This is a genomic window from Alteromonas sp. 4NH20-0104, assembly GCF_057547795.1.
Window position 1 is genome coordinate 1 of the sequence record NZ_BAAJLP010000041.1, and the last position, 11,749, is coordinate 11,749.

Annotated in this window: 10 protein-coding genes; 5 read left to right on the top strand and 5 right to left on the bottom strand. The window is 48.2% G+C overall.

The window, feature by feature from the left end:
- Nucleotides 1-214, top strand: a 214-nt coding sequence (locus tag AC27IB_RS21475; RefSeq protein ID WP_487123556.1) for a hypothetical protein, incomplete at its 5' end; no start/stop codon positions are given.
- Here AC27IB_RS21475 and AC27IB_RS21480 read toward each other — a convergent pair.
- Both AC27IB_RS21480 and AC27IB_RS21485 read right to left on the bottom strand, forming a co-directional pair.
- Nucleotides 185-775: a hypothetical protein gene (locus AC27IB_RS21480; protein ID WP_487123558.1), complete on the bottom strand. Its 591-nt coding sequence runs from the start codon at nucleotides 773-775 to the stop codon at nucleotides 185-187. The genes AC27IB_RS21475 and AC27IB_RS21480 overlap by 30 nt on opposite strands.
- Nucleotides 776-925: 150 nt before the next feature.
- Nucleotides 926-2,596, bottom strand: coding sequence for a dipeptidyl-peptidase 3 family protein (locus AC27IB_RS21485; protein WP_487123560.1), 1,671 nt, complete (start codon nucleotides 2,594-2,596; stop codon nucleotides 926-928).
- A gap of 391 nt (nucleotides 2,597-2,987) precedes the next feature.
- Here AC27IB_RS21485 and AC27IB_RS21490 point away from each other — a divergent pair, with 391 nt between their 5' ends.
- Nucleotides 2,988-3,824: an HDOD domain-containing protein gene (locus AC27IB_RS21490; protein WP_296052804.1), complete on the top strand. Its 837-nt coding sequence runs from the start codon at nucleotides 2,988-2,990 to the stop codon at nucleotides 3,822-3,824.
- Nucleotides 3,825-3,865: 41 nt separating this feature from the next.
- On the opposite strand, the gene AC27IB_RS21495 is transcribed toward AC27IB_RS21490, so the two are convergent.
- A complete protein-coding gene (locus tag AC27IB_RS21495) occupies nucleotides 3,866-5,056 on the bottom strand; it encodes a benzoate/H(+) symporter BenE family transporter (RefSeq protein ID WP_487123562.1) in 1,191 nt (396 codons plus the stop codon).
- A gap of 324 nt (nucleotides 5,057-5,380) precedes the next feature.
- Between AC27IB_RS21495 and AC27IB_RS21500 the strand changes: the two genes are divergently transcribed.
- Nucleotides 5,381-6,613 (top strand): DUF418 domain-containing protein, encoded by a 1,233-nt coding sequence (locus AC27IB_RS21500; protein ID WP_487123564.1) that lies wholly within the window; start codon nucleotides 5,381-5,383, stop codon nucleotides 6,611-6,613.
- Between the two features lies 1 nt (nucleotide 6,614).
- Here AC27IB_RS21500 and rdgC read toward each other — a convergent pair whose 3' ends face one another.
- Nucleotides 6,615-7,523 carry a recombination-associated protein RdgC gene (gene rdgC, locus AC27IB_RS21505; protein WP_487123566.1) on the bottom strand — a complete coding sequence of 303 codons (909 nt, stop codon included), beginning with the start codon at nucleotides 7,521-7,523 and terminating at the stop codon, nucleotides 6,615-6,617.
- 98 nt (nucleotides 7,524-7,621) lie between these two features.
- Nucleotides 7,622-9,349: a sensor histidine kinase gene (locus AC27IB_RS21510; protein WP_487123568.1), complete on the bottom strand. Its 1,728-nt coding sequence runs from the start codon at nucleotides 9,347-9,349 to the stop codon at nucleotides 7,622-7,624.
- A gap of 337 nt (nucleotides 9,350-9,686) precedes the next feature.
- On the opposite strand from AC27IB_RS21510, the gene phoB reads away from it, so the two are divergent.
- Nucleotides 9,687-10,376, top strand: a complete 690-nt coding sequence (phoB, locus tag AC27IB_RS21515; RefSeq protein ID WP_105932924.1) for a phosphate regulon transcriptional regulator PhoB — start codon at nucleotides 9,687-9,689, stop codon at nucleotides 10,374-10,376.
- 67 nt (nucleotides 10,377-10,443) lie between these two features.
- Complete coding sequence (phoR, locus tag AC27IB_RS21520; RefSeq protein ID WP_487123570.1) at nucleotides 10,444-11,748, top strand: phosphate regulon sensor histidine kinase PhoR; 1,305 nt, start codon at nucleotides 10,444-10,446, stop codon at nucleotides 11,746-11,748.
- Nucleotide 11,749 lies beyond the last annotated feature (1 nt).

The window sequence follows — 11,749 nt, forward strand, 5'->3', positions numbered from 1 at the left end:
CGACTTGTTAAAAAAGGAATACTGTTCAGGAGATCCCGGATATTTCCTGCGGAAATTCCGGGATGACGGTAGTGTTTTAAGCGCTGTGGTTTCTGGCTTCTGGTGGTGTCTAGGCGATACCCCCTCAAACTGGACTTGGGCTAGCATCACCTGCGAAAATTCCAGGATGATGTTGGAAACCGGTTTACAGTTCGTAGAACAGCAGGGCAAGTGAAAGAGCCAGTGATATCATGCCTAATCCGCACATTTCATATGCTGCTGTTTTATTAATGACTAAAGGATGTGTGGCGAAGTACTGTTCGAGCTGTTGAAGAACGTTAATGATTGTCGTGGCTGAAAAGTTGCCCTTAAAATTAAAGAATAATTCTTTTTGGGAACTTTTGAATTGATATCCAATGGCTCCGGGCAGGGCTGGAACTTCGATAATTTCGGGTTGTTCGCAGTAATTCAACTGATTATGAGTCAATGCATTTTTAAGGGCCGGCGTAAAGTCATCAGCCAGACCTATAAGTTGGTAGGACCGCCTTAGTTGCCAGCATCTGACACCAAAAAAAATCGTTGCTGCCAGCATAATAATTTCTATGCCTTCCAGGCTACCGGTTTGCCAAACCCGAACAGCCTCCCGGACGATTAGTACTAAATTGATTAACAGGGCAAAGCTCACCAGCAGGCCGATTGAGACAATAAAAGGCCGTTTAGTGTAAAGCACCCGCCAGCCTAAATAGATATAATAAAATGATATTGCGAGTAGAAATAGCGCAGCGATTTGTTGCATACAGGACTCCTTGTCAGGTGAAGTCGGCCTGAATAATCAAGCCATAGCGTAAATAGCAGACTGTGTTCCTTGTCTGCCTGAGTGTGAGCCGGTATCTCACCCCGGCAGTTTCATCGCTACCAGGGTGAATACCAGTGTCTGGTGCTTAGCTTATAAACCGAGCTGTGTTTTTCCCTGATCAAATACAATATCAACCGGGATACTGGCCGCTTTTAAACGGGCCAAATCGGCTTTCAGTTGAGGTTTAATAATGCCTTTATCTGCAACGAGCTCAGCTACGCCATCATAATCGCCATCACCTTGCAGAGTGAGAATGAGTTCAGATAAGGAAGAAACCGCTTCTGACATTTTTTCCATATTCACGCTGTACAGGCCGTCTTCACTGCGATCAAAAGCGCCTATGGTGGCAAAATAGTTAAACCGGATCATATTGGCCTTACCGTGTGCACTGGATGCACCAAAGCGCACTGAACGGAAGATGCCAGCCATAAAAGTAACGTAGTAATCCTCGAGAGTACCCTCGGTTATTTCACCTTTTTCCAGCAAGCTTTGTACCATGTAAAGACCAAGGATATCGGCTTTACCCTCTTCCAGCGCCGAGGCGTGCTCTTTAAGTGCAGCCCGAACGGTGCCTTTATCGGTAATGGTATTTTTAATCCCCAGACCATGGGCTACTTCGTGGAACATGGTGTTGGCAAAAAACGCATTAAAGGTGATGTGATCGCGCTGATCAGGGGCAATGAGTACTTCTGAAATAGGCTTAAGAATGTGATCAAACTTAGCCTGCATGGCATTTTTGAGCTGCAGTCGGCGGGTACCTTTCGCCAGTTGAACCCGTTCATCATTCGGCAGGTTGATAGCGATGGTCTTGCTGCCGGCATTCGAGTGACCGGCATAATAAATGACATCGTAGGCATTTAAGTCGGCATCCGATCCGGGCGTTTCCTGTTTGTAGGCTTCATCTACGGGTAAACCCAACTGTAACTCAGGCAGGAACTGGGCATATTTTGCCAGTCGATCACTCCAGGCCATGTCTTTAATAAGCACATAAGACTCAAATGCCGCACGGTAGCCATAGAGCTGGTCTTCATACGTTTCGATGGGGCCAATTACCAGTTCAATAGGATTGGTTTTCATATCCATCCAGGCCATGTCCGAAGCGTAATAATCGTCGCTAAGAAGCGCTTCAGCTCGCAGTTTCAGGTAGTCTGCGAAGGTCTCATTATCAGCCAGCAGAGAGGCTTCTTTCAGTAACGCAGCGGCTTTAGTGAGTTCTGTCTGATACTTCTCAGAATACGGCGTGGCAGTTAAATCGCCGCTTTCGGTGCGTTCGACCACCGAGTAGAGGCCATCTTTATCGGCAAATTCGGCCGCTGCGAACTCTGCTTTGGTCATATCGTGAGGATAGAACTCTGCACCGGTTGCTTTTTCGCCATAGCCGCTGAGGTAAGGCGCGTCGCCATTTAAACGATCCCACGGGCCATAGTTGATGGCTGCAAAAGCGCTTAGTTTTTGATCACTTAATCCCTGGAGGAATTCGTCTTTATTGCCAAAAAAAGCCTGCTTCCAGAACAGATCGTCCATAATTTTAGAGGCGTCTATCAGCTTACTGAGCATTTGCTTTTGGTTATCACTCAAGTGGGATAGATCTGCTGTTAATGGCACCTGGTGGTAGATCCCCAGACGACTGTCATCGACCAGCAATTCTGGCGCGCTATCCTGAACAGTGGATTGTGGTGACTGAGGTTCAGAGCAACCTGCGAAAAAGAGTGAGCTGGCAAGGGCGGTAAAGGCAAAAGTATTGTGCAGTGCTTTGCGCATATTAATTCGTCCGTCATTTATTGAAAGTTGTTGTTATTGTTTAGCATTCGTAATTCATGAAGCTGCTATTTGCCGCCATTTTCGGTGCTTAATAATCCTTATTGCAGGCAATTCGGCGAAAAATGACAGAATCTCTCTCTAGCATAACCAAGCCGCAAAGCAGATGCTATACTCAGATGAGCATCAAAATTCCTTTTGACGATTGCATAAATATTTCCCGTGCGTTAGTTTTTTCTTTATCAATACTGGTCGCATGACAGGAATTTGAACTATGTTATGGTTATACAACAGCAACAAACATTGATTTTCAACAATATAAAAGGCAGCGCGCTCCGTTACTGTTAACCGCAACGGATGCGATAACACACTGACCATCGACAAAGGTAGGAATATGTCTACACAAAATGCGCTACTCACCATTCTGGTTGAAAAGATTAAAAACGATACCCTGGTGCTCCCAACCTTACCCGCCGTGGCCTTAAAAGTGCGAAAAGCCGCAGACGACCCGGATATTAATTTGCAGGATATGGGCGAGGTCATTGGCCAGGATCCCTCGCTGAGTGCGAGGATGATTAAAATATCCAACAGTGCTTACATGGGGCGGGCGGTAAAAGTAACTTCTATCTCTCAGGCGGTGACCCGAATAGGCCTGCGTCAGATTAAAAACATTGCTACAGCGCTGGCAATGGAACAACTGTTCGTATCGAAAAACGAACTGGTTGGTGAGTACATGAAAAAAGAGTGGGCCAATACGGTAAACGTGGTAGCCAATGCCATGGCGGCTCTGCAAATGTATATCACTCGCACTAAAAAGCGCGAACTCAGTCTTGATACCATGACATTAATGTCGTTAATTCACAGCATTGGGGTACTGCCTATCCTTACCGAGGCTGAACGCCATACCGAAGTGTTCGCCAGTCCGAGCTTCCTCGATGACGCCATCGACAAACTGGCCCCGAAAGTGGGCGGCAGCATTATGCGTAGCTGGGAGTTTGGTGAAGAGTTTGTGGTAGTGGCTGAGCGCTGGCACGATTTAGCCTATATTCCGGAGAAGCTGGGGTACATCGACTTTGTTCGGGTTGGTGCGGCGTTAGCCGGGCAAATAGACAATAAAAAAGATGCGGTGCTCAATCTGGCTATTCAACGTGGTGTCGTAGAAGACGTTAATTCGCTGTTGTCGGATGACTTCGCCGAAATGCGCGCTGCGGCCAAACAGATTTTTGCCTGACCAGCAAGCGGGGTCTATTGACTTGCCCCGCTGGCACAGCCCTATGGCTCAACTAGCTGCTTCCATTGCGGGTGCAGCCGCGGGTGCAGCCACACTGTCACCATCCCCGCTAGCAATCCCCACACCGGCGCACTGATACCCATTAAACTTAATCCCGATGCACTGCAAAGAAACGTTAATAGGGCGCCCTGACGAAAGGGGGCATCTTCAAGACTGCGTAATAAACTCGACTGCAGCGTAGACAACAGTGCAATGCCCGCCAGTAAACTGGTAACAACCGGCGGCATCTGAGTGAATATGAGGGTAATAGTCACAGCAAACAAACCGGCCAGACAATAGCCTACCCCGGCAACAATACCTGCCAGATAGCGCTTTGCCGGGTTTTCATCAACGTTTTCTGCCATACAAATTGCCGCAGTGATTGCCGCCAGATTAATCATGAAACCGCCAAAGGGGGCGCTGAACAGCTGAACCAGGGCTATACCCGTTAGAATGTAGCGGTTGTCTGGCTTATAGCCATGACTATGCTGGATACTGATGCCCGGCAGGTTTTGCGATAACGTTGTAATGAGGAAGAGTGGCACACCAATACTGATTAACGCCGCGCTATTGAAAGCTGGCATCACCCACTCCAACGACGGGAGTGAAAAGTGCAGGGCAGTGATCTCAGTCTCAGACAGCATCACGGCGGCCAATGCGGCTACCACCAGTAATACCAGCATCAGATAACGGGGAAACCAGCGACTGCCAAGCAGGTATATCAAAATAAAAAAGATGCTCAGTACGGGATAGTTCTGGGCACTGGTAAACACTCCCAGACAGTAGGGCAGTAAAATACCCGCCAGCATGGCAGCTGACAGCGCCGGCGGGATGCGTTCAATGCCTCGCATTAATAAATGACTGCGAGCAGCAACCAGACTCAGTATGCCGGCAAACAAAAACGCTCCGGTGATCTCAGCCAGGGAAAAGTCGCCTGCCGTAGAAATTAAAAATACGGCGCCGGGCGTTGACCAGGCTGTGATCACCGGCATCTTAAAGCGCCAGGAAAAAAACAGCGTACTTAATCCCATTGCCAGCCCCAGCACCAGTAACCAGCTAATCAACTGCGGCTCACTGGCTCCCGCTTGCCTGGCCGCTTCGATGACAATCACTACCGCGCTACTGTAGCCCACAATAACGGCTGCCGAGCCAGCGGCTACGTGACTGAGCTGAAGCGAATTTGAATGGTTCATAGCACCGCTTACCTGTTTGCAAAAATAAAATTGTGCGTTATAACGTCCGGAAGCTACTATATCATTGTGCGCTATAGCGCACAATTGGTGCAGGGTAACTTTTGCCCGATTCCCCTTGTCGAGCAGAAATGCAGTTTCTAAACTTTGGGGCAGGGTTTTCGGTGCTTTATTGATGTACAATAACCAAAATTGGCAACAACAGGCTTTTTGTCAGGCGTAACAGCTGCCAGCCTGCCGAAGCATTCCCCCGTGTTGGCGAACCTACCCGAAGTGCTAACACCTCACTAAATAATCAGGGAAACCGAAAATGCTTAAGGATAAGCAATGAGTCATCAACCATCATCTGCCACCCGCTATATTAGTCTGGATGCTTTACGGGGCGTTGCCTTACTGGGCATTTTAATGATGAATATTATTGCTTTTGCTTATCCGCGGGCGGTTTACGACAACCCGTTTGCGTTGGGGTCTTTAAGCACAGCAAATGAATGGCAGTGGTTTATTATCGAAGTGCTATTTGCTGAAAAATTCTATGCGCTGTTTGCCACGTTATTTGGCGCAGGAATTGCCATGATGGCGCAGCGGCAGCCGGATCCTGTCACCGCCAAACGCGTGCATCAACGCCGTATGTTCTGGCTCCTGTTGATAGGCCTATTGCATGCTTATGGCTTGTGGTGGGGCGATATACTGGTGACCTATGCACTTGGCGGCCTGCTGGTATTTAAGTGCCGAAACTGGTCGGTAAAGAAATTGCTGGGCTTTGGTCTTTTCCTGCAAAGTATTCTTATGCTGTTGTTACTGCTGGTTTACTATTCCTGGGGAGGAATGTCTGATGCTGAACAACTGGAGATAATCCAGAGCATCAATCCGCCATTGGTACAACTACAACAAGAAATCACAGCCTATCAGGGCAGCTGGTGGCAAAGAGCGGCGATGCGAGTTGATACGACACTGGATTTCCATGTGAATTCCCTGATCGCCGTTGAGTTTCGGATGTGCGGGTTAATGCTGGTGGGGATGGCGCTGTATAAACTGGGAGTGTTGACTGCCAGTCGTTCACTGAAGTTTTATGCGCTAAACAGTGTGCTGGGAATAATGGCCGGCACTTTAATTTGTGGCGTTGGCGCTGCACTGATAAAACAGCATGGCGTTGTGCTGCCTGAGTTTATGACGCTTTATCGTTTTCCTAATTACTGGGGCGCGCTGGTATCGGCCTGGGGGTATTTGTGTCTGGTGATGTGGCTGGTTAAAGTCGCTAACGGCAACTGGCAGGGCCGTGTAGTGAATTACCTGGTACCGGTAGGACAAATGGCATTAACCAATTACCTGCTGCAAACGGTAATTTGTTGCGCCATATTTTACGGCTGGGGGCTTGGCTTATTTGCTGAATTGGGGCGGCTTACACTTACCCTGATTGTAATCACAATATGGGCTTTTCAGCTGCTCCTTTCACGTTGGTGGCTCAACCACTTTGTGACTGGCCCGATGGAACGGGTGTGGCGTAATCTGGCCCAACGCCGGTGGCAACCAGTGCTGCAGCGTCGGGACCAGCACCGCTAGGCTAGCTTTCTTTGTCGAGATCCAGTGCTTCGCTTAAGAAATTAACGAAGGCGCACATCTCGGCAGACATCAGGCTGAATTCAGCATCCAGACGGGCCGCTACCTGATCTTTCGGAATATCCTGGGTTTCTTCCTTTATCCGGTCGGTAAACTTAATGCGCTTCACCGAACCATCTTCCTGAATAACGGCTTCCAGCGTTTCGTCGAAGTCGAAAGCCACTTTTTGCACCAGTTTTCCGGCGTCCAGGTGGAGCTGAATTTCTTCGCTGTCCAGTGGCTGATTTTTACAGCGAATCACGCTGCCGACTTCATCGGTAGACTTAAACTCAGCTTCTTCGAGTAATTCAATTTTAGCAGGTGGCTTATCGGTTAACCAATGGGTCAGTTCGCTTTGCAGGCTGTGGCGAACCAGTGGTACTACCGGCAGCGAACCTAATGCTTTTCGGATCATCGCCAGAAAGGCTTCAGCTTTGCCGTCGGCGCTGGCGTCTACAATAACCAGGTTATCTGAAATAGAAATAAAGCCGTTGGTATAAGAGTTCTTCACAAAGGCCTGAGGTAACAGGCGAGTAATAATTTCATGCTTTAAGTCAGACTGGGCTTTTTTACCCACGGGAGAGCCTGTTTCTGCTTCAATCTGAGCCACTTTGTCGGCCAGTTCTGAATTCACCACAGAAGAAGGCAATAACCGCTCTTGCTTCTTTAGCGTGATCCAGTAGCGCAATTGTGTCTGATGGAACAGTAAGGAATTTTGGCCGGCATCGTGTAATGGCGATACAAACCCCATGGTGGCACTTTCCTGGCTGCCACAGGGGCGAAAGGCAAGTTCATTTAACGCTGTTTGTAATGCATCATCATTTAATGCCAGCGGCTGGGTGAGCCGGTAGGCTTTTATATTCTTAAACCACATAAAGAAGATCTGTCATTTTGAAAAGGCCGAAAGGTTAGCAGCGCGCTGGTAACTGCGCAACTACTGCGGGTGATTTTGCCGACTCTGTGAAGAGCGTATCAGGTTCGGGCAGGGAAGCGGATTTCGTAGCGCAGGCCCTGGCCAGGTTCACTGCTGGCTTCAATGTTGCCATCGAGTGCCTGTGTCACCAGGTTATACATAATATGGGTTCCCAGGCCACTGCCGCCCTGGCCGCGCTTGGTGGTGAAGAACGCGTCAAAGAGACGGCCGAGTTGATCTGCAGGGATCCCACAACCGTCGTCCTGATAAGTAAGCACAACGTCTGCACCATCCTGTAGTACTTCAATATCAATATGGCCATCGGTTTTGTTCTCAAACCCATGGATAATGGAATTCATAATCATATTAGTAATGATTTGAGCAATAATCCCTGGGGCTGAGCGGATATATAGCTCATCAGGACACTGAACGTTCACCTTATGCTGGGTGTGTTTAAACGACGGGCCGAGTGACTGCAAAATTTCATGCAGGTAATTATTTAAATTAAATACCCGCTCAGCTTCGCTGGTTTGATCTACCGCGACCTGTTTAAAGCTGGTGATAAGATCGGAAGCCCGGTTTAAGTTGGTCAACAGCAGGCTGGTGGTTTGTTCTGCTTCATCTAAGAAAGACGCCATCGTTTTATTGGTTAACGACTTATCTTCATAACTTTTGCGTACTTCAACCAGTCTTTCATTGAGGAAGCTGGCGGCCGTCACACCTACGCCAAGTGGTGTATTCACATCATGGGCAATACCGGCTACCAGGCCACCAAGGGACGCCATCCGTTCTGACTCGAGTAACTGATCCTGCGCCAGTTTAAGGTGCTCCATGGACTGGGCCAGCTCTTTGTTTTTATCCCGCAGTACATTTTCGATGTACTGACGGTTTTCATTTTCCTGACGCAGTTCACGTTGATTGGCGATTAACTCATCTTTCTGGCGCTCCAAATCCAGCATGATTTGGCTGAGAGACGCCGTTTTCTTAGCAACCTCCTGTTCCAGTAACAAATTCTGGTCATCCAGCTTTTTATTAACCCGCTGTAGCTCGCCCTGGGTATTTTTCAACTGTTGCTGGGAAACAATCAGATCATCAATGACCTGGTTGTAGGAATATTGCAGTAAACGCAGCTCATTCTCATCGTCGAGGGTTAAATAAATCTTCGACTGTTCTGGGTTATCCGGGTTAAATGCACTCATCTTCTGAGTGACTTCCATTAACGGGTCCGACAACATCCGGCGGAAGGCGGTCATAAACAGAAAGACCAGAAAGGCGGTTTTAACAATCGCGTTGCCAATTAAAAAGAAAATTCCCACTTCGATACGGCCAAAAATAATATCGAAATTCGAATACAGGGTAACGTCGCCAACAGTGGATGCCCGGTTTGAGAATTCAAAAATCAGCGGAAAGCTGTAACTAAACAGACCGCCGTCATGATCTTCCAGCTCGCCGCTGGTGAAAGGTGCGCGAATTTGCGCAATGGTAACGCCCAGATCGGCAATATACTCACCGTTCTCATCGCGAATTTGTACGCCGGTTACAATTGGCAGTTCCATCAATCCTTCGGCGATCGACTGCGCCTGGGGAATGTTTACTTCCCAGATAGCGCGGGTAAGACTGGTGGAGAACGTGTTTTTCAGGGTTTGCAGTTCAGATTCAATGTGGCTTTTGGTGCTCAGGTATTCGGTAAAAATCTGCCCAACGGTCACAATGAAAGTCAGAAAAAAGTATACCGACAACACGCGTGTTAGTAGCTTTCTCGACAATCCTGTCTGAACCGACGCCATCTGATACCTATCTATTAATACTGATGAGATTTTGAACTCTTTCAAGAATATGTGTTAATTGCTGAATAGACAAGTTCTTAGCCCGAGTTCTTAGTGATTTGCGATATGAACGAATCACTTACATAGTACGCCATGCTTCTTTTTATTGGAATGTTGTTTACTTTTTGTGGTGGAAAATAGTGGCGCCTGAGCTTATCGCGCATAATTATTTACGCATTAATCCCAATAAATCAGGTAATCACAGTCACAAACTTGACATATAAATGTAATCGTTTAATAAAATTGTCACACACCCTGATAATAATAGCGGCGTTTTGTTATGAGCTGGAAAAAATCTATGTCAAGAAGAGTCTTGTTGGTAGAGGATGAAGCGCCTATCCGCGACATGCTATCGTTTGTGCTGGAACAGTCCGGATTCGAGACTATTGAAGCAGAAGATTACGATATCGCGCAGCAAAAGCTGGTAGAACCTTATCCTGATTTAATTTTATTGGACTGGATGCTGCCTGGCGGCAGTGGCGTTCAACTGGCCAAGAGCCTTAAACAGCATGAGTTTACCCGTGATATACCGGTAATCATGCTGACCGCTCGCGGCGAAGAAGACGACAAAATCCGCGGTCTCGATGCCGGTGCCGACGATTACATTACCAAGCCCTTTTCGCCCAAAGAGCTGGTGGCGCGAATTAAAGCGGTAATGCGCCGGGTTACGCCCACCTCAAATGAGCAGCCCATCGAGTTTAACGGCCTCAAGCTGGAACCTATCTCGCACCGCGTGATGGCTAATGACGAAGCACTGGATATGGGGCCTACGGAGTACAAATTACTGCACTTCTTTATGACTCATCCAGAGCGGGTCTACAGCCGTGAGCAGCTACTGGATAATGTCTGGGGCACTAACGTTTACGTCGAAGATCGCACGGTTGATGTGCATATTCGTCGCTTACGTAAAGCCATTGGTGGTCAGGGACACGACGCCATGATCCAGACGGTACGAGGCGCAGGTTACCGTTTTTCGACTAAGCTTTAATTTCATTTCGTCCTTGGGGTAGGTATAGTCTGCCCCATCGTTAGCGCGCAAGAAAGGAACAACCGGGATGTACTACCCCTTTTCGTGGATCAAGTCAGTTGCGCGACTCGTCCTGTTTCTTATCTTCTTTGCGATCATTGGCTGGTATGTGGAAGACATGCTGCTGGCTGTGGCCATGGGCGCTACCGGCTTGCTTCTGGTTAACTACTGGCAGCTGTTTAAGTTAAATCGCTGGTTGTGGCACAGCCGAAAAATGTCGCCACCGTCGGTCAGTGGATTATGGGAACATATCTACGAAGGGATCTACTATCTGCAGCGGCGTAACCGCAACAAGCGTAAAGAGCTTGGCGCACTGGTTAAACGCTTCCGCGAAGGTTCTGAAGCCTTGCCCGATGCGGCCGTGGTGGTGGATTCTAAAGCCTGTATTATCTGGTGTAACCGACTGGCCCGTCTGGAGCTGGGGTTGCGCTGGCCATCGGATGCCGGACGCCGCCTGGACAATCTGATTCGTCACCCCGAATTTATTGAGTACTTTCATGCCGGTAAATACCATTTCCCAATAGAAGTACCGTCGCCACTGAATCCGTTAAAATCCTTCGAGTACCGGATCATGCCCTATGGTGAAGAGCACTTGTTGCTGATTGCCCGTGATGTTACGCGCCTGAGTCAACTGGAAGAAATGCGTAAAGATTTTGTGGCTAACGTATCCCACGAGTTGCGCACGCCGCTCACGGTAATTAATGGTTATCTGGAAATATTGCCGGATGCTGACGAGCAATTAAATCCTTTCGTTAAAAAAGCCTACATGGAAATGAGCACCCAGACTCAGCGCATGCAAAGTCTGATTGAAGATTTGCTGGTGCTGTCACGCATAGAAGCCAGCTCTGAGCGGGTGTATGAAAATACCGTGGATATGGCCGCTATGTTAACCCAGGTGAAAATTGAAGCGGATGCCCTGAATAAAGATAAACACCACACCATCGAATTTCATTTAACCCCCGGGGTGCGCATCTACGGTATTGAAACGGAGCTGCGCAGCGCTTGTTCCAACTTAATATTTAACGCCATTAATTACACGCCGGAAGGCGGTAACATTAACGTATACTGGTCGGTCACCAAAGCCGGTGTGCGGTTTGCCGTTAAAGATAACGGTGATGGCATCGAACAACGCCACCTGTCGCGTCTGACCGAGCGTTTTTACCGGGTCGATAAAGCCCGCTCACGAAAAACCGGCGGCTCGGGACTGGGCTTATCGATTGTAAAACACGTGCTGAATCATCATAATTCAAAACTTCAAATCACCAGTCGGGTAGGGGAAGGCAGTGAATTCTTTTTTGAATTCGATGCCGAGATGATTGCCAGCCAGGAGTAAT